Below are 21,121 nucleotides of genomic sequence, written 5' to 3'. Positions count from 1 at the left end.
AATTTCTATAAAGGGGAGTATAACATGAAGAAATTATGGCTTTTTTCACTGCTTTTTCTTATGGCTGTCGGCGGTTTAATAGGGTGTTCGTCTGATGAGGAAAGCGGAGGAAGCGATGGTGACGGCGGCGAAGGTAAAACAGAAATAACGTATTACAGCTTTTCTGCTGCACCTGATTACGAAGGGGTGCTGGAGGAGATCGTGACAGCGTTCGAAGAAGAAAACCCGAATATTACAGTGAATACCGAACTCGCTGCTTACGATGATTATTTTACGAAACTGCAAACTCAGTTAGCTGGCGGGAATGCCCCGGACGTATTTGAATTGAATTATGAAAACTTTGTTCAATACGCGTCGAAAGGAACATTGGCGGATCTTTCAAGTTTTATTGAGGAAGATGAAGATTTCGATCCTTCGCAACTGAATCAGGAAGCTTTTGAAGCCTATCAATATGACGGGAAGCAATACGGGATGGTTGAAAGCTTCTCAAACGTGTTGACGTTCTATAATAAAGATCTGTTTGATGAAGCAGGTGTCGAGTATCCTTCAGCTGATTGGACCTGGGAAGACGAACTTGCTGCAGCAGAAAAAATTACAGATGAAGAGAACAATGTCTGGGGCACATACGCTCCAGTGACCATGAATGAGTATTTTAAGATCGCTCAACAAAATGGCGGTCAGCTGTTCAATGAAGACGGGGAGCCTACCGTCGATACGGAAGAAAATTTGGAAGCGATGAATTATATGGTGGATAAGGTTACAGAATCAGGGGTCTCACCATCGCCTGGGGAAATGTCCGGCCAAGCGCCAGCCGACCTGTTTATGAATGGTCAATTGGGAATTGTGCATACAGGTATCTGGATGTTTGAAGCGTTCAAAGATGCCTCGTTTGAATGGGACGTGGCTTTAGAAGCCGGAAACACACAAAAAGCGCACCACTTCTTTGCCAATGGCCTTGCTGTTTCAGCTGAGACAGATAAGAAAGAAGCTGCTTATAAATTCGCGCGATTTATGAGTGCCAGTGAACAAGTAGCTAAACTTCGCGTGGAGAACTCTTGGGAATTGCCGGCTGTAACCAACGAGGAAGTACTGCAGCCTTACCTTGAGCAGACTCCTCCGGAAAACCGCGAGGCTGTATTCAATGCGCTGGATACCCTGGTCCTTCCACCAGTAGTTGAAAACTGGAGCCAAATCAGTGACACGACGAATCAGGAATTCGAAAAAGCCTTGAACGGCAGTAAGTCAACGGAAGACGTAATCAAAACGCTTCAATCCGAGTATGAAAATATTTTGAACTAACGTTAATGAAGGGGAAGGATATATGTGGATCATCTTCACATATATCCTTTTTCATGAAAGGGTGGTAAAAGTGGAAGAGGCTTATATACAGTTGCTTCGTGCGCATGTTCATCAGCTGCATGGTGAGTATGCAAAGGTGGAAACCTTCATCAAAGCCTATCAGCCGGATATCGATAAAGCTTCCTTATATAGCATCGCGACATGGGTATGGCTATTGCAGAAACACGTGCATCTTGAACCGCAAAACGAAGACATGACAGCCATTGATTACAAACCTTACACTGACTATCTCGTACAGGAGTGGAAGAAGCCGCACGCTGAGATCTGGGAGAATGAAAAAGATATTTACCTCTCCAATGTTGCTATGGTTTACGCGGCATTGGCCGAAACAAAAATGAATCGTGATGCGTCAATCTTACAGAAGGTGATGACTGAGATCCGTGATTTTGTATTCGATGAGTTGCTTTCCGGAGGCACCGCCTTAAATGGGGTAGAAACAAGAAGTATTTCTGTAGATCAAACGTTGGCCGTAATGCCTTATGGATTGTTTTCGCCGGAAGATTTGATTATCGTGGAAGCGACGAACAAAATGGTGCTGCATCTGGAAGAAGATAGCGGGTTGCTTCCTTATCGGGGAGCGCACCAGACTTCAAAGGCGGCCACAGCTATGATGGCCCTTTATTATCTGGAAAAATCCGATAAAGAGAATGCGTTTCACTATGCTCATTTAGCGCGCGTTCACCGGGAGGAAGATGAGCTTGGCGAAGTCGTGCTGTCTCTATTTGAATATTATGCTTCCCAGTTTGGCGAAGGTGAAAAAATCATTCATGCCCCATTAGGGAATGAAAATGTTTACGTGCCGCAGCTAACGGAACGTTTTCCCCACTACCCTGCGTTGGACGATCATGTCCACGTAGCTTGCCAGGTTATCAGTGAAAGGGAAATCGCTGAGTTAGACGTACACATACAAACGAACACGAAGGATTGGCAGGGTGCTCACAACCTTCTACCGAAAATGAAGGAGGAGACGCTCATTTATCAAGGGAAGCTTCCTCCATTACAGGAGCATGGGGAGTATGCCTATCGCTTCCATGTGACGTTCACGGATGGGGAGCATCTGAACTCTGATACGTATACACTCCCTACCCGGCAAAAAAAGGTCGCCGAGTCTTTCTCGGTACTCGATAAGACGGACAACACGTTAGAACTGGGATTCGGCGACCGACATAAGCTGACCTTTATCATGAAAAAGAGCGGCATGGATATGGCTGTTCAGCAGTATAGCGGTGGGAAGTCGGATTATCATTCAGCCAAGAAGACCGCCTCTATTTCAAATGGCGATTATCGCCTTAACGTAGAAGCGGAACATGGGGAAATTATTCTATTCCACAAAGATGAAAACATTATGCGGACGCATCCTTTATTGCCGTCAATCGAATGGGAAGAGGATGTGAAAGGCGTTGTCCGATCGTTCCAGGTTCACTGGTATGCGCCTGAAGACGAGGCATACTACGGATTCGGCGAGCGTTACAACGCCATCGAACAACGCGGCGAAATCATCGATTGTTACGTGTATAACCAATACAGAGATCAAGGAACACGAACGTATATACCTGTACCTTTCTACATGACGAATAAGGGGTATGGCTGTTTCATAGATACGGCTGCATACACCACCTTTGATCTCGCTGCGTCTCTGAAAGATAAGTGTACGTGGACGTTTGAACAAACCAGAGATCTCCAGGAAACGACCGTTCATTTTTATTTTGGCGATTATAAACACCAGGTTCAGCAATTCACGGGAGAGACAGGTAAACCTGCGATGGTTCCTGCCTGGGCGTTGGGACCCTGGATGTCGAGTAATAACTGGGACCGCCAATCCATTGTGGAGCATGAAATCGCAACAACGAATAAACATAGTATCCCGGCGACAGTGATTGTGTTGGAACAATGGAGCGATGAAGCAACGTATTATATGTTCAACGACGCCGCTTATGAATTGAAAGAACCCGGTCATATTTACGCCTATGAGGAAATGACGTTTCCTTCCTGGGGGCGCTGGCCAGATCCAAAAGGGATGGTTGAGCACATACACGAGGAAAACTTAAAGCTTATCCTATGGCAGATTCCGATCCAGAAATATTTGAATAAACAAACCCACCCGTTAAAAGACCAAGATGAGACGTACATGATCGATCAGGGATATGTCGTGAAACATGAAGATGGACGCCCTTACAGGATTCCTGAGAACTGGTTTACGAAAAGCCTGATCATGGATTTCAGTCATGGCTCAGGACGGAAATGGTGGTTCGGGAAACGTCAGTACCTGTTAGACATAGGCGTCGATGGCTTTAAAACCGATGGAGGGGAATTCGTTTTCGGTAAAAACCTGCAATTTGCGAATGGCCAGACCGGAAGTGAAATGCGGAATCAGTATCCGAATGATTACATTCAAGCCTATTATGATTTCGCTCAGCAAAACGACGGCATCACGTTCAGTCGCGCAGGCTATACCGGTGCTCAAAATTTCCCGGCGCACTGGGCTGGTGATGAACGATCGACATTCGCTGCTTTCAAGCGATCGCTCGTAGCCGGATTGAATGCTGGACTGGCCGGTATTGTATTTTGGGGATGGGACCTGGCCGGATTTAATGGAGAGATTCCTTCAGCAGAGTTGTTCATGCGTTCTTCATCGATGGCGGCTTTTTGCCCGATTATGCAATATCATGCGGAGAGTAAAGCCGAATTCAATCAGGATCGGACACCCTGGAATATCGCTTCCCGGACAGGGGATGAACGGGTAATTGAGGTTTATCGCTTTTACGCCAATGTCCGTATGAATTTAATGCCTTATCTTTATCAGGAGTCCGAGAAAGCTTGCAGAGACGGGGAACCGCTGATGAGAGCCCTTATGCTTGATTATCCGGAAGATGAACGCGTAGCAGGAATGTATGATGAATATTTATTTGGCGAATCGCTGCTTGTGGCTCCTGTCATTGAAGAAGATCACATTGAGCGTCAAGTCTATTTGCCGGAAGGAACATGGGTGAATCTCTGGACAGAAGAGCTGCATGAAGGGCCTGCCTATATCACGTGCAAGGCAGAAGTGGAGGAGATTCCTGTGTTCATCCGTATGAATCGCGCGCTGCTTTTAAACCTTGCGCCATCCGAAGGTCTTGGAAGCGCCGTGGGAAATGATGTATCGGCTTATAAACAACCGGTGTGTCGTGTCTATTGTGATGCTTCTTTCCAGCAAACGTTGAATGATCATCTTGGTCATACGATAAAGTTGCAGGTCGAAGTGTCTGAAAAAGAAATCACGGTACAGGCAGATACGGACATCGACGATCTGTGCATAGAAGTGAGAGGGAACGAGAAGGACTTACGCGTTCTTTAAGACAGGGAGGGACGAACCATTGCTTGAACATACGAGTTATGCCATATTGCCATCGAATATAGAAGAAACTGACGAAACTCTACACGAAGCCGGTGCTGTAGAGTCGGTCAAATGGGATGGAGACGTGATTGAAGGGACGCTGACAGAAGGGACTTTCCTCGTTTACCTCCTTGACGAAAAAACGCTCCGCTTCAGTGTGCATCCTTTCGAGAAGGTCTCCAGAAACAGAACGCTGGCAGTGGAAAACGACGAACCTGCTCCAGGTACTGAGTTTTCCGAAACGGCAACACATATCTGCTTGCGTTATAAAGGAATGAAAGTGACGATCGGAAAGGATCCTTTCTCCTTAACAGCTGAAAGGCATGGCGAAACCATGTTTAAGACCTCGGAACCTGCGATAGCGTTCGATAAACATAAGCGCGTGCTTTGTACATTTGAAAAGGAATTCGATGCGCCGGTTTATGGACTGGGGGAGAAGAGTGGTTTTATCAATAAGAACGGAGAAAACATAACGAACTGGAACACGGATGTGTTTGCGCCTCATAACAAGGATACAGTCGAACTGTATCAATCCATTCCTTTTGCAATCATCCATGAACCGGGGAAAACGACGACGGGCGTTTTTCTGGATAATTCCCATCGAACGGAATTCGATATGCAAACCTTCAGGAATCGGATGAAAATTGCGGCAGAGGGAGGCAAGCTAAACACGTATATCATTCTGGCAGAAGATATCAAAGATACAGTGCGCGCTTATACAGCCATCACAGGTACAACGCCACTGCCTCCGCGATGGTCCTTAGGCTATCATCAATCCCGCTACAGCTATCGTTCCGAAGAGGAAGTGAGGGCAGTAGCCGAGGCTTTTGACACATACGATATCCCATTGGACTGTCTGTTTTTGGATATTCACTATATGGATGACTATAAAGTGTTCACGTTCGACAAAGACCGTTTTCCTCATGCAAGCGGACTGATTAAGGATTTAAACCAACAGGGTATTGATGTCGTTCCAATCGTGGATCCTGGCGTAAAAAAGGATGTGGAATACCCGGTATATCGCGATGGCGTGGAACAAGGTCTGTTCAGTACGTATATCGATGGAAGCATTTATTACGGTGAGGTGTGGCCGGGTCTCAGTGCCTTTCCTGACTTTTTTCAGTCGAAAACGCAAAAATGGTGGGGGCACCTTCATACATTTTATACGGAAAAAGGTGTCCGGGGCATTTGGAATGACATGAACGAGCCCTCTGTTTTCAATGAGACTAAAACGATGGATCTTGAGGTGATGCATAATCAGGACGGGAATCTCATCAGTCACCGGGAAGGCCACAACCTTTACGGGTTGTATATGAGTAAAGCGACATATGAAGGGTTGCAAGCATGTCTGCCCAACACTCGGCCTTTCTCCCTGACACGCGCAGGTTACGCGGGCGTGCAGCGCTATTCGGCTGTTTGGACTGGTGATAACCGCAGTCATTGGGAACATCTCGAAATGTCGCTTCCGATGATAATGAATCTCGGCATGTCCGGCGTGGCTTTCAGCGGCGCTGATGTCGGAGGGTTTGCATCGGACTGCTCGTCTGAGTTATTGGTTCGCTGGACGCAGGTTGGAGCTTTTCTCCCGTATTTTCGCAATCATAGCGTTCAGGATTCCATTTACCAGGAGCCCTGGGTCTTTGACGAACAAACCCTGCGTATCGTGAAAAAGTATATTCAGCTCAGATATACCTTTCTCCCTTACGTTTACACCCTGTTTCATGAAACGGAGCAGAGTGGGGTGCCTGTGGTACGATCATTAGTGATGGAGTATCCGGATGATAGGAAGACGATGGATATCAGCGATCAGTTTCTCTTAGGAAAAGACATCATGGTAGCGCCCTTGTTGCGGCCTGGCCAAACCCATCGTGCCGTGTATTTCCCTGAAGGCACCTGGTATGACTGGTGGAGTGGCGAGACGATCGAGGGTGGCCATTATCAGCTTGTGCATGCAGCGTTGGACACCATTCCGGTCTTTGTCAGAGCAGGAACTGTTCTTCCGCTGGGCAGTGACGTGAGAAATACCAAAGAGAATCAGCACGTCCGTCTTATCGCCTTCTATGATAATGAGCGGCAGATGAGCGGTCGATTATACGAAGATGATCATATTTCTTATAACTATCGAGCAGGAGAATATGCTTTAACGGATATTGTTGTATCACCAGACGGAGACGTGACCATATCGAAACAAGGAAACTTTGAATCGAATTTGGTAGAATCAGACGTAAAAATAATCGGAAAATAAAAGGATGGTTCGTATGACCACGGATTGGTGGAAGAAAAGCACGGTATATCAAATTTACCCCAAAAGCTTCAATGATACGACCGGGAATGGAGTAGGTGATATCCCGGGCATCATTGCAAAGCTTGATTACTTGAAAACACTCGGAATTGACGTTATCTGGCTATCTCCCGTGTACGATTCCCCACAAGAAGATAATGGCTATGATATACGGCATTACAGGATGATCGATGCCCTCTTCGGCTCGATGGAGGATATGGATAAGCTGTTGGAAGAAGCGAACAGCCGCGATATAAAGGTCGTCATGGACCTCGTCGTGAACCATACGTCCGATGAACACACATGGTTCGTGGAATCGAAAAAAAGAAAGGATAACCCGTACCGCGACTATTATATCTGGAAAGACGGGAACCCAGACGGAACGCCTCCGACAAATTGGGGGTCGATTTTCAGCGGTTCTGCATGGAAGTATGATGAAAAGACAGCGCAGTATTACCTTCATTTGTTCGCTGAAAAGCAGCCTGACCTTAACTGGGAAAATCCCGACATGAGAGAAGACATTTATGCGATGATGAACTTTTGGATGGATAAAGGCATCGACGGATTCCGTATGGACGTCATCAATTTTATCTCGAAAGATCAGTCATTTCCAGATGGGGAAGTGAAAAGCGGGGATAAGTACGGTGACCCTGGCCCCTATTTCGTTAATGGTCCACGCATCCATGAGTTTTTGCGGGAAATGCACGAGAAAGTTCTTCAAGGCAGGGACGTGATGACCGTCGGCGAGATGCCGGGAGCGGCTCCTGAAGATGCGAAAGTTTATACCGACCAGGCAAATGAAGAGCTCGATATGATTTTCACATTTGAACACATGTCACTTGATGAACAGGAGGGAGGCAAGTGGAATCTCAAGCCTCTCGATCTGCGTGATTTGAAAGAGAATTTCGAGAAGTGGCAAACCTCCCTGCACGGTGTGGGATGGAACAGCTTGTACTGGAATAACCATGACCAGCCTCGCATCGTTTCACGGTTCGGTGATGACAGAAAGTACCGGGAGAAGTCTGCGAAAATGCTTGCAACCTGCCTCCATATGATGCAGGGCACCCCGTACATATATCAGGGAGAAGAGCTCGGCATGACGAATGTGCATTTTGATAGAGTGGAAGATTATAAGGATATTGAAACCCTGAATATGTATAAGGAAAAATCAGAGTTGGGATGGCCGCATGAACACATTATGGAAGCCATCTATGCAAAAGGACGCGATAATGCAAGAACCCCAATGCAATGGGATACGTCTGAGCATGCTGGTTTTACTGAAGGCACCCCCTGGCTGCCTGTGAATGAAAACTATCAAACAATTAATGCTGAAGCCGTGCTTCGTGACAAGCAGTCCATTTTTTATTACTATCAAAAGTTGATCAAACTCAGAAAAGAACGGGATATTATCTCAGAGGGCGCTTTCGAATTGTTAATGAGGGAGCACCCAAACGTGTTTGCATATGAAAGAATAGGTGAAGAAGAATCGCTTGTGGTTTTGTGTAATTTTTCGAGTGAAGCGCAGGAAATAGATGCGGATATAGCGACTCGTATTAAAGATGCTGATCGCTTGATCTCGAATGAAAATCAGGGGAATAGAATGGCGTTGCGACCTTATGAGGGAAGTGTTTATCATATCACGTAGATAGTCATACATTTTCAACCCAAATTAACTGTGCAAGTAGAACTGCGTGTGGTTTCTACTTGCACAGTTTTTATGTTGGTACATTGAGCATAATGATCCCTCAATTTAGAATCTGCACTTTTTTCCGTTTGCTGGAAGAAAGAATATGCATGGAATCACGATATTTTGCTATCGTTCGTCTTGAGGCATGGCAGCCTTCCTCCGCTAATAAATGAACCAGTTTTTGATCAGAGAGCGGACGTCTCGGGTCTTCATTCATGACGAGGTTGCGGATGCGGTTTTTAATCATAGCAGAAGAGGAGCCGTTTCTCGTGCGAGAGGGGAACAACGCTTCCATGTCATAAGTACCAGCAGGCGTTTCAACGATTTTATTTCGAACTGCGCGGCTGACTGTAGACTCGTGAATCTCAAGGCTATCTGCCACTTCTTTTCGCGTAAGAGGAGAAAGCGACTGCGTTCCCAGTGATACCAGAGTTGGCTGCTGCCGTACAACTTCTTCGGTGATCGCTAAAATGGTATGCTGCCGCTGTTCAATGCCTCTTTTGAGCCATAAAAATGCATTATATTTCTCTTCAAGGAAAGAAGCAGTTTCTTTATGTTCTTTCATCATGTGTTTGTATTCCTGGTTCATGTCAAGTTTAGGAACGATTTGGTTGTTAAGGGAAATGGAATATGTGCCTTCCTGAGCATTGATAAAGATATCAGGAACTAGAATATCGGCACGTGAGGTTCCGATCAGAAGTCCAGGTTTAGGGTGAAGGGACTGAAGGCGTCCCAGAAGGTTGTTTAATTCAGTAGGGGTAAGCCTCAGGACCTTGCAAAGATCATCCTTTTTATGAGCTGCCGCTTCCTGGAGGTAATCGGTGATGAGACGAGTCAGTTTCTGATCCCCGGGGAAAACTCGCTTTGCCTGAAGCAGTAGAGATTCTTTTAAAGAGCTGGCGCCAATTCCAGGCGGGTCGAGTTGTTGTAAATGGGTGAGGCAGCGTTCAGCAAGGGCAAGAGAAATGTCGTACTCCTCAGCAAGTTGCTCAAGCGTATCATTCATATAGCCATGTTCGTTTAAATGAAGAATGAATCGTGGTATCATCTTTTTTTCGTTTTTATGTATAGACAGGAATGCTGTCTGCTCCAGTAAATACTCATAAAGGTCTGGCTGCTGGTCTTTTTGATAAAGAGGGGTGTCATTCGGGTTATCTGTACTAGTGAAAGAAGGTTCTTTGAGATCGATCCACGGGTTTTCAAGCGCTTCCTTCTCTATGTATGCTTTCAGTTCGGAGGAAGACAACTGGAGTAGATGAATAGCTTGTTGAAGAAACGGCGTCATGGTTACGTGTTGTGTTTGCTTGGTTTCCATGTTAAGTTTCATCTTACTACCTCCGTTTTTAAAAAAATATTGAAAGCGCTTTACAAACTGATTAAACTGCTAACAACTTTATCCCGTAGTATAGCATGAAAAAAGTGTTGGTTGTCGAAAAATTTAGTCAAAAAATTTCGAGAGAAGTGGAAAACCTTGGAGCAGCTTTTACCGACCAGAATAAATTACACTAAAAACAAGAAAATACAACAAATTAAAAAAGTTTATGGTAACGTTCTCCCCCGTGATGACAGATTTTTTAGCGAAAATAATAGTATTTTCAGAATAATCGCACTTGACTGACTAGTATTGCGGATATATATTGAACATGTCTTAGCCGTAAGATCTATAGGTGGTGATGTTAAGTTTAGTTTTTCACTCGTTTGGGGCATTTTCTGCTTTTACTTTACGTAAAGTAGATATTTTTTGTCTATATATCAGAACAGAGTTCGATATTATAGAACAAAAAATCATTAAGATCTGTTTGGGGGTGTTAACTCATTTAAATCATCTGCGGCTAAAGACAAGAATTCCCTTTTTTTCCATGCAAAGATTTCCTCTCTAGTATCGAAACGGTTGCTCGTCGGAGAAGACCTAATGAACAGGAGGTAGTTTTAATGAAAGCGACGTTGGACAATTATACGTACATGAACTATGTGAATGGGCAATGGAGGGGATCATCCTCAAATGAAGTCACAGAAAGTAATAATCCTGCTAAACCGGATGAAATTGTAGGGAAAGTACAAGCTTCAACCAAGAATGATTTAGATGAAGCGGTCGAGGCTGCCAAAGCCGGGCAGAAAAAATGGAGCAAAATGACTGGTGCCGAGCGAGGGAATTATTTGTTCAAAGCAGCGGACATTCTAGAGCAGCATATAGAAGAAGTTGCATTATCAATGACGAAAGAAATGGGGAAAACCTTCCCTGAAGCGAAAGGTGAAACTGCTCGTGGAGTCGCAATTTTAAGGTACTACGCAGGAGAAGGAATGAGGCCGGAAGGGGACGTCATCCCGTCAACCGATAGTTCCGCTCTTATGTTTAGCAAACGTGTACCTTTGGGTGTCGTGGGTGTCATTACACCGTGGAATTTTCCGGTCGCGATCCCGCTATGGAAGTCCGTACCTGCTCTGATTTATGGCAATGCGGTCGTTTTGAAGCCAGCTTCAGAAGCGGCTGTAACCGCTGCCAAAGTGATTGAATGCTTTGATGAAGCTGGGGTTCCTGAAGGAGTTATGAATCTTGTTACAGGAAAAGGGTCTGTCATTGGTCAAGGGCTAGCTGAGCATGAAGATGTCACGGCTGTTACCTTTACAGGATCAAATTCCACGGGTCAGCTCATTGGGAAGACAGTCGCTGCCCGCGGAGGTAAGTATCAACTAGAAATGGGCGGTAAAAATCCTTTGATTGTGGCGGATGATAGCAATGTTGATCTGGCTGTCGATGCGGCAATCAGCGGAGGACTAAAGTCAACGGGACAGAAATGCACCTGCAGCAGTCGAGTTATCGTTCAATCAGGCATCTATGAAAAATTTAAGCAGAAGTTGTTGGCAAAAGTAGAAGATATCCGTGTAGGGGACGGATTGAACACGGATGCGTTTATGGGGCCATGTGCGACAAAGAGCCAATTTGAGAGTGTTAAAGAATATATAAAAATAGGGCAGGAAGAAGGGGCTGAGTTGATCTTTGGCGGTCACCCTGTCAGTGATGACGCTGGGGGGTATTATATAGAACCGACAATTTTTAATGAGGTCAGTACGTCTATGAAAATCGCTCAAGAGGAAATATTCGGTCCAGTTCTTGCGTTAATGAAAGTCGACACAGTAGAAGAAGCGATTGATCTAGCAAACGATGTGGACTTTGGTTTAAGTGCTTCTATTTTCTCAAAAAATATTGATCACATCCTCACTTTCATTGATGATATCGAAGCCGGGTTAGTGCGAATCAATTCAGAAACAGCCGGCGTAGAGCTTCAAGCTCCATTCGGAGGAATGAAAGCATCCAGCTCTTACTCAAGAGAGCAGGGTCAGGCTGCGAAGGAATTCTTTACGACGACTAAAACCGTGTTTGTAAAGGGGTGATATATGACAACTGGTTTTCTAGCACAGGTCCCTTTCACCACCTTTAATACATGATTGGAGGATTTATTAAAAAGTAAGTATTCAGGCGTCAGAACAATGAAAGGAGAGGTATATGAATGGATAGAACAAGGGATATGATTGAAAAACTCGGCTTTCCTGGAGGGGACTGTAACGATCTTCCAACATCACATAAGACCTTTCCTGATGGAGCTCAATATAGAATAGAAATTCCTAGTGTTGAAGGAGTCAAATCATTGGAAACAGTGGTAGAGGCTTCCCGTACGTATCAGGTTCCGGTTCATCGCATCTCCCAAGGAAGCGGGATCATGCTTTATACGGATGAGGAGCTTACCACTATGATTCAGTTGGCTAAAAAGGAAAGTCTGGAAGCCAGCTTGTTCGTTGGACCACGAGGGAATTGGGATATTACAGCGATGCCCTGGTCCAGCGGTGGTAAGGTTGCTGGGCAGCGTGTCGAAGGAATGGACCAGTTAGTATACTCAATCGAAGACATAAAAAGGGGCTGTGAAGCTGGGTTAAGAAGTATTCTTGTGGCTGATGAAGGTTTACTCTGGCTTGTTAATGAATTCAAGAAATTGGGAGAGCTGCCGGAAGACTTGAATGTGAAGATTTCTGTACAAATGGGCCAATCAAATCCAGTATCCATTAAAATGATGGAAGATAACGGGGCAGGGACGTTTAACGTGCCTACTGATCTGTCTCTTGCGAAGCTCGCGGCCATCCGTCAGTCTGTCGACATTCCTTTAGATATTTACGTGGAGGTCCCGGATGAATTAGGCGGGTTCATTCGCCATTTTGATATTCCTGAAATGATTAGGGTAGCTTCTCCGGTGTATATCAAGTTTGGTTTACGTAATGCCCCTAACATTTATCCGTCAGGAACTCACCTTGAACAAACATCGATTGATTTATCCAGAGAGCGCGTAAGGCGAGCCAGGGTAGGGTTTGAAATGATTCAAAGATACGCCCCTCATTTAAAAACATCGGAAATTGGTGCTGGAGACTTAGCTATTCCTGTAGAAGGACGGTTAATTTCACCCCCTCGTTGATGCTAGTCTTAGACGGGTACTTTTAATAAACTAGGATCGAATATGTTACGATAATTGCAAACATATTTTAATGAGGGATGAATGAAAATGGCGATAATCCAGTCAGTTGAGCGAGCTTTAAAAATATTAGATTTATTTAATGAATATGAAACTGAACTAAAAATAACAGAAATAAGTAATAGAATGCACCTTAGTAAAAGCACGGTTCATTCCTTGCTCAAAACACTTAATGAGTATGGTTACATTGAAAAAGTAAGTGAAAATGGAAAATATCGATTAGGGATGAAGTTATTCGAACGAGGTAACTTTGTCATTTACAATCTGGATATTCGTTCTGTAGCTAAGAAGTACTTGTGGGAATTATCCAGAAAAACAGGTCATACGTTACACCTCGTTATCTTAGAAGAAAAGGAAGGGGTTTACATCGACAAAGTCGAAGGCAGCTCGGGAAACGTACAATATTCTCGTATAGGCCGCAGAGCCCCTATTCATAGTTCAGGAGTCGGGAAAGCCCTGATAGCTTTTAGAGATCAAGAAGAAATCAACGATATATTGGCGGATTACGTTTTTGAAAAACAAACGAGCAATACTTTGACGAATAAACAGGATTTTCTAGAAGAATTGCGTAAAATCAAGGAAAGGGGCTACGCGATCGATCGTGAAGAAAATGAACCGGGGATCAGCTGCCTTGCGTTTCCGATTTACAATCACACAGGTGATGTGACAGCTGCCTTTAGTCTATCAATGCCAACTCCCCAGTTGAATAGTGAACAATTCGAAAGTCTTGTTCCGTTGATGAATGAAACAGCACAAAAGATCTCAAAGGAGATGGGGTATCAAAAGGGGGCATCTTAGGTGTATTTTATGCCTCAAATTTGGTTTGAGTATGTCCATATATCAGAACTTAGTTCGATAATGTAGAACAAAAATTACTCTTATTCTGCTTATGTCTCCTCAGGACGAGGTCAATTATTATCGCTTTTTATGTAAGCGCTATCTTATTAAGGCAAAGGAGAGGATTTTTTGGCTTCAACTTCTTGGCTGATTATTGTGGCCATTTTAGGCGTAGCTTTATTGCTATTCCTTGTAATGAGAACCAAACTCCAAGCATTTGTTGCACTGATGGTCACAAGTTTTCTTGTAGGACTGGCAGTAGGGATGCCGCCTGAAGAGATCATCGAAACGTTTGAAGAAGGTATGGGAGGTACGCTTGCTTTCATAGCCATCATCATTGGCCTTGGTGCTATGTTCGGAGAAGTATTAAAGGTCTCAGGTGGTGCAGAACGCTTAGCGTTATCCTTGCTTAATAAATTTGGTGAAAAAAACAGTCCCTGGGCATTGAGTATTGCAGGATTAATTATTTCAATTCCTGTTTTTCTCGACGTGGCCCTTGTCATTTTGATGCCGATTTTGTACAGCTTAACACGTAAATCGAACAAATCTTTGCTCTATTATGGAATACCTTTACTGGCGGGACTCATTGTAGCTCATGGCATGATTCCTCCAACTCCAGGTCCCATCGCTTCCGCCTCATTAATTGGAGCTGATTTAGGTTATGTGATCTTGTTCGGTGTTATTGCTGGTATACCCGCTATGATCCTAGCAGGACCTGTATTTGGAAACTATATATCACAAAAAATCCATCTTGGTATCCCGGAGTTTATGCAGGAACAAGCAGCGGCCCTTGCTGATAACGAACGGGAAACTGAAGGGCAATATAATGGAAAAGAATTGCCGAGTTTCATAAATGTGATTTCGATCATTCTATTACCCATTATCCTGATTTTATGTAGTACGACCGGAGATGTCCTGTTGGCGGAGGGAAGTACACTCAGGAGCATATTCACCTTTGTAGGGCATCCTTTTGTTGCCCTTACCATTGCTACACTCCTCACGTTCTATATTTTCGGAACGAAAAGAGGATATACAAAATATGAAATCCAAAAGATTACCACGAAAGCTCTTGAACCTGCCGGTATTATCATCTTAGTAACGGGTGCCGGTGGTGTATTTGGAGAAATGCTCATTGCATCAGGAATAGGTGATGTGCTTGCCGATGCTATGGAAAAAACTCAACTCCCGCTCGTTGTCTTTGCTTTTCTGACTGCAGCTTTATTAAGGATCGCTCAAGGTTCAGTAACGGTGTCAATGGTGACTGCTTCTAGCTTGGTTGCCCCGCTAATAAGTTCATTTGATGCAAGTGAGCCATTAAAAGGAATTGTGGTTATCGCTGTAGCATCGGGCGCAACAATTGCGTCTCACGTCAATGATTCAGGTTTCTGGATGGTTAACCGTTATTTTGGAATGACGGAGGGTGAAACACTTAAGTCATGGACGGTCATGTCAACTATTGTAGCTTTAGTAGGGTTTACAGTTTGCCTATTACTCAGTTTGTTTTTTTAATCTTTTTAGAAGAGGAGCGATACGATGAAAATCTTAGATGTCCAAACGTATATTGCAGGTAACGGATGGAAAAATTGGGTGTTTGTGCAAGTTGACACCGATGAAGGGGTGCACGGTATAGGAGAAGCCACATTAAATGGATTTGGTAAAACAGTCGAAGCAGCTATCCATGAGTTGAAGCCTTACGTTATAGGTAAGGATCCATTTGATGTAGAAAATCATTCTCTTCACATGTTCAGGGATGTGTTTTCCGATGGCGGGCAAATTCAAGGTGCAGCTTTATCAGGGATTGAATTTGCTTGCTGGGACATCATGGGGAAAGTATTAGAGCAGCCTGTTTATAAGTTACTCGGTGGAAAGTGTCACGAAAGCCTTAGAGTTTATGCAAACGGATGGTACACGAGCGGGCCGCGCACGCCTGAAAATTTTTACAGGTTGGCTAAACAAGTAGTAGATAAAGGATACACCGCATTAAAATTCGATCCATTTGGTGCGGCGTGGAAATCGGTGGAGCGGAAGGATTTTAAATTATCGCTTGAACTCATCGGAGCGGTGCGTGAGGCAGTAGGGGACGATGTAGATATTTTGATTGAAGGGCATAATCGTTTCAGTGTCCATACTGCACTTAGATTCTCGGAAGAAATGGCTAAATATGAACCAACATGGTTCGAAGCTCCTGTGCCCCCACAAAGTGTTTCATCGATGATTGAAGTTGCTAAGCGCAGCCCTGTGCCAATTGCATGTGGGGAGGATTATTACTGTAAGGAGCAATTTGCAGAACTTCTTTCACACAATCAAGTTCACATTATTCAGCTTGAGCCTCAATTTATGGGATTGACGTCAGCGAAGCAGGTAGCAGGAATGGTTAACGCTTTTAACGGTGTAATCGCACCACACAGTGCGCAAGGGCCGTTATGTTCGATCGTATGTGCTCACCTTAATACAGCTACACCTAACTTCTTTATCCATGAAATCTTCGAGGACTTTAATGAACCATGGACCCAGCATATACTTACGAACACGCTTGATATTGAGGAGGGATATATTCAGGTTAGTGATCGTCCAGGATGGGGGACTGATTTGAATATAGAAGAAATACGTAAGCATCCCTATAAAAGAGAAAATTTCTTGCCTTTGTTTAGAGAAGGGTGGGAGAAACGTGAACCTGTGGAAGGCTTTTAAGATTTTTAGTCAGGTCGTTGGGAAGTCATGTAATAGACATTCACTTTGAAGAGTAGAAAGTAACCAAATACAATATTGCTTGAAAGCTACTCAATCGTTCGCAGAACTTTTGGGTAGCTTTTTTTATCAGGGTCCATTATTAGAGGTATAGTTCAAGTTACTTAAAGCCCCGTCTTTTATAAGCTGGCTGTGACTATATTACTTAGAGCGTTGATCTACCATTCAAGCTAAAAAGGGAGAGAGAATGAAAGCAAAATTTTAACTTGCACGTACATATTTTTTATATTAAGATAAATTAAAGAAAAACTTATACGTACAAGATAGAAAGTTAGAGGGGAGGCGGTGACTCTCATGTTAAAAGATCTGAAGAACGAGGTGCTGAAAGCGAACCAAGAGCTGCCTAAACACGGACTTGTTACTTTTACGTGGGGAAATGTAAGCGGTTTCGACGACAAGAGTCAGCTGATGGTTATCAAACCGAGTGGGTTAGCTTATGAAGATTTAACCGTAGATAGTATGGTGGTCGTTGATTTGGAGGGGAATGTAATTGAAGGAGATTTAAAGCCTTCTTCAGATACGCCGACCCATCTCGTGTTATATCAAAGAATTCCCCAAATAGGCGGGGTGGTTCACACACATTCTACTTGGGCGACCACCTGGGCACAGGCAGGCAGAAGCATACCCGCGCTCGGTACCACCCATGGTGATTATTACTATGGCCAGATTCCATGTACGCGAAGAATGAACGATCAAGAAATCCAGCATAATTATGAGCTGGAAACCGGTAATGTCATTGTAGAAGCGTTCGAAGCGGTCAGCCCTCAGCAAGTACCCGGTGTTCTGGTGCACAGTCATGCGCCATTTAATTGGGGTGAAAGTCCAAGTGATGCTGTTCACAATGCGGTGGTTCTCGAAGAGGTGGCTAAGATGGCATTTCATACCTATCAATTAAACCCGCAAACTCCGGATATGGAACAAGCACTGCTGGATAAACATTATTTGCGAAAGCACGGTGCCAATGCTTATTACGGTCAAAAATAATAAAGGGGGGGGATATAAATGGCAGAAAAATACGCCATCGGAATAGACTTTGGCACAGAGTCAGGCAGGGCTGTACTCGTGTCGTTAGAGGATGGGACAGAAGTAGCGGATCATGTGACGAGCTTTCCGCATGGGGTTATGTCTGAACAACTGCCTCAAGGTACCCAGCTTGGCCTGGAATGGGCCTTACAGCATCCAGATGACTACATAGAGGTGATTAGAAGGTCGATACCTGCTGTGTTAGAGCAATCCAAAGTAAGGCCTGAGGATATCATCGGATTAGGCATTGATTTTACGGCTTGTACGATGCTTCCGATTGATGAAGACGGGATTCCTTTATGTTTTGATCCTGAGTTAGCAGCTCATCCGCATAGCTGGGTTAAATTGTGGAAACATCATGCGGCACAAAAAGAAGCAACTTTGCTGAATGAAATTGCGGAACAGCGCGGGGAAGCTTTCTTGCCTAGATACGGGGGAAAAATATCCTCCGAATGGATGATTGCGAAAATATGGCAAATTTTGAATGAAGACCCGGACATGTACAACCGAGCGGACCAATTCGTAGAAGCGACGGACTGGGTCGTTTCACAGCTTACTGGCTGTTTGATGAGAAATAGTTGCACGGCTGGGTACAAAGCCATTTGGCACAAGCAGGATACTTATCCAAGTAAGGAATTCTTCAAATCCTTAGATCCGCGGTTTGAATATCTCGCGGAAACAAAACTGCGTGGTGAAGTGGTGGAACTCGGTACCAAAGCAGGCGGTTTATCAGAGGAAATGGCAGAAATTACTGGTCTGAAATCAGGTACGGCTGTAGCAGTCGGTAATGTGGATGCCCATGCGGCTGTTCCAGCAATGGGAGTAGTCTCGCCAGGTAAAATGGTGATGGCGATGGGTACTTCCATTTGCCACATGGTTCTTGGGACGGAAGAAAAATATGTAGAAGGCATGTGTGGAGTGGTGGAAGATGGGATCATCCCTGGATTTTATGGTTATGAGGCCGGACAGTCTGCAGTTGGAGATATTTTCGCCTGGTTTGTAGATGAAGGGGTCCCGGGATATGTTTTAGAAGCTGCTGAAAAGGATGGCTTAAATGTCCATCAATGGCTTGAGAATAGAGCGATTAATTACGCACCGGGCGAGACAGGATTACTTGCACTAGATTGGTGGAATGGAAATCGCTCTGTTTTAGTCGATACAGAGCTAAGCGGTCTACTAGTCGGGGCTACACTCCAAACGAAACCGGAGGAAATTTACCGGGCATTGTTAGAGAGCACGGCCTTTGGTACAAGAAAAATTGTCGATGCCTTCCATCAAAATGGGGTCTCAGTCGATGAATTATATGCTTGCGGCGGGTTACCCCAAAAAAACCGACTGCTTATGCAAATCTATGCGGACGTGACCAACCGAAAGATAAAAATTGCTGACTCCTTCCAGACCCCGGCTTTAGGCGCTGCGATGTTCGGGGCAGTTGCGGCCGGGAGCGGTAAGGGCGGCTATGACTCCATTGTAGATTCAGCTAGCCAAATGGGGCGTATTAATGAAGAGGTCATTGAGCCCATACCTGAACATGTCGAAATTTATGAACAGCTCTATCAAGAATACAACAGGCTCCATGACTATTTCGGCCGAGGAGAAAACGATGTGATGAAAAGACTGAAAACCCTTAAGTCAGGAGCAAAGCCCCAAGCCGAATTGAATATGTAAACATAGGGGAGGGTTCATATGTTAAAGGTCAAAGACTATGAATTTTGGTTTGTAACGGGCAGCCAGCATTTGTATGGAGACGATGCTTTACGAACAGTAGAAGATCATTCGGTGGACATGATCAACAAAATAAACGAAAACGGGAATCTTCCTTTTTCAATCACATTTAAATCTGTACTTACTACGGCAGACGACATTTACAGACTCTGTCAGGAAGCTAACTCAAGTGAAAGATGCGCCGGGTTGATTACATGGATGCATACTTTCTCCCCAGCCAAAATGTGGATAGGCGGGCTGAATAGTCTGCAGAAACCATTACTTCATCTGCATACTCAATACAACCGCGATATCCCATGGGATAGTATCGATATGGAGTTCATGAACTTAAATCAGTCGGCTCACGGAGACCGGGAATACGGCTTTATTAGCACTCGGATGAAAATTCCGCGTAAAGTGGTGGTCGGGTATTGGAAGGATGAACGTGTATTAAAGAAATGCGCTGACTGGATGAATACGGCTGTTGCCGTGTCGGAGAGCAGGAACGTTCGTGTAGCAAGATTTGGAGATAATATGCGGAATGTTGCTGTAACGGATGGAGATAAAATAGAAGCGCAAATTAAATTTGGTTGGACAGTTGACTATTATGGTATAGGTGATCTCGTGGAGGAAATGAATACGGTGACAGACCAGCAAGTGGAGAATGTGTATCAGGAATATAAAGCGTTGTACGATTTTGAAGAGGATGATTTTTCGAGTGCCGCCATCAAAGAACAGGCTAAAATGGAGATTGGCTTGAAACAATTCTTGCAAAAAGGAAATTATACGGCATTTACTACGAACTTCGAGGACTTACATGGCATGCTTCAGCTGCCTGGCCTGGCGGCTCAGCGTTTGATGGCAGAGGGATATGGATTTGCGGGCGAAGGGGACTGGAGGACAGCTGCTTTATTACGCTTTATGAAGATCATTGCGCACAACAAGGATACGACATTTATGGAAGATTATACGTACCACTTAGAGCCAGGCAACGAAAAGATACTAGGATCTCATATGATGGAAATTTGTCCAACCATAGCTGCGACTAAACCTGAAATCGTCATTCACCCCCTTTCTATGGGCGATAAAGCTGATCCCGCCAGACTTGTATTCGATGGAAAAAGCGGTAAAGCAGTTAATGTCTCTCTTATTGAGCTGGGTGGCCGCTTTCGTCTCGTTGTCAATGAAGTGGATGCGGAACAGCCGCATATCGATACTCCTCATCTGCCTGTTGCGAAAGTATTGTGGAAGCCCAAGCCTTCTTTGAATGAAGCGACAGAGGCATGGATACACGCTGGAGGCGCCCACCATACCGTTCTCTCCTTTGAAGTTACCGTCAATCAGTTGTTGGAATTTGCAGAAATGGTCCAAGTAGAATGTTTGATTATCAATGATGATACTAAATTGAGAGAGTTTAAAAAGGAATTGAAATGGAACGACGTTTTATGGAGACAATAGCTGCAGTCTATAGCTGATTGTCTGCTAATCCTCTAATTAATGGCTTCTCCAGAAGCATAAATGGTATAATAAAATTAAGAACTTGTACGAATATATTAAAAGCAGTTCCAATAGCTTAGAGGTGTTAA

General features: G+C 44.4%; 13 protein-coding genes. 12 read left to right on the top strand and 1 reads right to left on the bottom strand.

The window, feature by feature from the left end; all coding sequences use genetic code 11:
* The first annotated feature begins 24 nt into the window (after positions 1–24).
* Genes HOP45_RS06535 through HOP45_RS06520 form a run of 4 tightly spaced genes read left to right on the top strand, consistent with a single transcriptional unit; the run spans position 25 to position 8,661 of the window.
* On the top strand, positions 25–1,299 hold the full coding sequence (locus HOP45_RS06535) for an ABC transporter substrate-binding protein (RefSeq protein ID WP_181348112.1): 1,275 nt from the start codon (positions 25–27) through the stop codon (positions 1,297–1,299).
* A gap of 22 nt (positions 1,300–1,321) precedes the next feature.
* Entirely contained in the window at positions 1,322–4,696 is a 3,375-nt protein-coding gene (locus HOP45_RS06530) for a glycoside hydrolase family 31 protein (RefSeq protein ID WP_181348111.1), read from the top strand.
* Positions 4,697–4,715: 19 nt separating this feature from the next.
* On the top strand, positions 4,716–6,980 hold the full coding sequence (locus tag HOP45_RS06525; protein WP_181348110.1) for a glycoside hydrolase family 31 protein: 2,265 nt from the start codon (positions 4,716–4,718) through the stop codon (positions 6,978–6,980).
* Positions 6,981–6,993: 13 nt separating this feature from the next.
* Positions 6,994–8,661 (top strand): glycoside hydrolase family 13 protein, encoded by a 1,668-nt coding sequence (locus tag HOP45_RS06520; protein ID WP_181348109.1) that lies wholly within the window; start codon positions 6,994–6,996, stop codon positions 8,659–8,661.
* Positions 8,662–8,761: 100 nt separating this feature from the next.
* Here HOP45_RS06520 and rpoN read toward each other — a convergent pair whose 3' ends face one another.
* A complete protein-coding gene (rpoN, locus tag HOP45_RS06515) occupies positions 8,762–10,030 on the bottom strand; it encodes an RNA polymerase factor sigma-54 (RefSeq protein ID WP_181348108.1) in 1,269 nt (422 codons plus the stop codon).
* 605 nt (positions 10,031–10,635) lie between these two features.
* On the opposite strand from rpoN, the gene gucD reads away from it, so the two are divergent.
* The 8 genes from gucD to araA all read left to right on the top strand — a co-directional run bounded on the left by gucD (position 10,636) and on the right by araA (position 20,993).
* Positions 10,636–12,096, top strand: coding sequence for an alpha-ketoglutaric semialdehyde dehydrogenase GucD (gene gucD / locus HOP45_RS06510; RefSeq protein ID WP_181348107.1), 1,461 nt, complete (start codon positions 10,636–10,638; stop codon positions 12,094–12,096).
* Between the two features lie 116 nt (positions 12,097–12,212).
* Positions 12,213–13,166, top strand: a complete 954-nt coding sequence (locus HOP45_RS06505; protein ID WP_181348106.1) for a U32 family peptidase — start codon at positions 12,213–12,215, stop codon at positions 13,164–13,166.
* 87 nt (positions 13,167–13,253) lie between these two features.
* Positions 13,254–14,021: an IclR family transcriptional regulator gene (locus tag HOP45_RS06500; protein WP_181348105.1), complete on the top strand. Its 768-nt coding sequence runs from the start codon at positions 13,254–13,256 to the stop codon at positions 14,019–14,021.
* Between the two features lie 168 nt (positions 14,022–14,189).
* Entirely contained in the window at positions 14,190–15,569 is a 1,380-nt protein-coding gene (locus HOP45_RS06495) for a GntP family permease (protein WP_181348104.1), read from the top strand.
* Between the two features lie 24 nt (positions 15,570–15,593).
* The gene (locus tag HOP45_RS06490) at positions 15,594–16,751 is read left to right on the top strand and encodes a mandelate racemase/muconate lactonizing enzyme family protein (protein WP_181348103.1); all 1,158 of its coding nucleotides are present in this window, start codon (positions 15,594–15,596) and stop codon (positions 16,749–16,751) included.
* Between the two features lie 351 nt (positions 16,752–17,102).
* Positions 17,103–17,792, top strand: a complete 690-nt coding sequence (gene araD / locus HOP45_RS06485) for an L-ribulose-5-phosphate 4-epimerase (protein WP_181348102.1) — start codon at positions 17,103–17,105, stop codon at positions 17,790–17,792.
* Positions 17,793–17,810: 18 nt separating this feature from the next.
* Positions 17,811–19,499 (top strand): ribulokinase, encoded by a 1,689-nt coding sequence (locus HOP45_RS06480; protein WP_181348101.1) that lies wholly within the window; start codon positions 17,811–17,813, stop codon positions 19,497–19,499.
* An 18-nt stretch (positions 19,500–19,517) separates the two neighbouring features.
* The gene (araA, locus tag HOP45_RS06475) at positions 19,518–20,993 is read left to right on the top strand and encodes an L-arabinose isomerase (RefSeq protein WP_181348100.1); all 1,476 of its coding nucleotides are present in this window, start codon (positions 19,518–19,520) and stop codon (positions 20,991–20,993) included.
* The last annotated feature ends 128 nt before the right edge of the window (positions 20,994–21,121 follow it).

Source organism: Thalassobacillus sp. CUG 92003 (assembly GCF_013618635.1).
In the GTDB taxonomy this organism is placed as follows: domain Bacteria; phylum Bacillota; class Bacilli; order Bacillales; family Halobacillaceae; genus CUG-92003.
This window is presented reverse-complemented; position numbering and strand designations above follow the sequence as displayed.

Coding starts and splice junctions, on each gene's coding strand:
- araD (WP_181348102.1), top strand. CDS start 17,103: ATGTTAAAAGATCTGAAGAACGAGGTGCTGAAAGCGAACCAAGAGCTG.
- HOP45_RS06490 (WP_181348103.1), top strand. CDS start 15,594: ATGAAAATCTTAGATGTCCAAACGTATATTGCAGGTAACGGATGGAAA.
- HOP45_RS06500 (WP_181348105.1), top strand. CDS start 13,254: ATGGCGATAATCCAGTCAGTTGAGCGAGCTTTAAAAATATTAGATTTA.
- HOP45_RS06520 (WP_181348109.1), top strand. CDS start 6,994: ATGACCACGGATTGGTGGAAGAAAAGCACGGTATATCAAATTTACCCC.
- HOP45_RS06535 (WP_181348112.1), top strand. CDS start 25: ATGAAGAAATTATGGCTTTTTTCACTGCTTTTTCTTATGGCTGTCGGC.
- HOP45_RS06480 (WP_181348101.1), top strand. CDS start 17,811: ATGGCAGAAAAATACGCCATCGGAATAGACTTTGGCACAGAGTCAGGC.
- gucD (WP_181348107.1), top strand. CDS start 10,636: ATGAAAGCGACGTTGGACAATTATACGTACATGAACTATGTGAATGGG.
- araA (WP_181348100.1), top strand. CDS start 19,518: ATGTTAAAGGTCAAAGACTATGAATTTTGGTTTGTAACGGGCAGCCAG.
- HOP45_RS06505 (WP_181348106.1), top strand. CDS start 12,213: ATGGATAGAACAAGGGATATGATTGAAAAACTCGGCTTTCCTGGAGGG.
- rpoN (WP_181348108.1), bottom strand. CDS start 10,030: ATGAAACTTAACATGGAAACCAAGCAAACACAACACGTAACCATGACG.
- HOP45_RS06530 (WP_181348111.1), top strand. CDS start 1,322: ATGTGGATCATCTTCACATATATCCTTTTTCATGAAAGGGTGGTAAAA.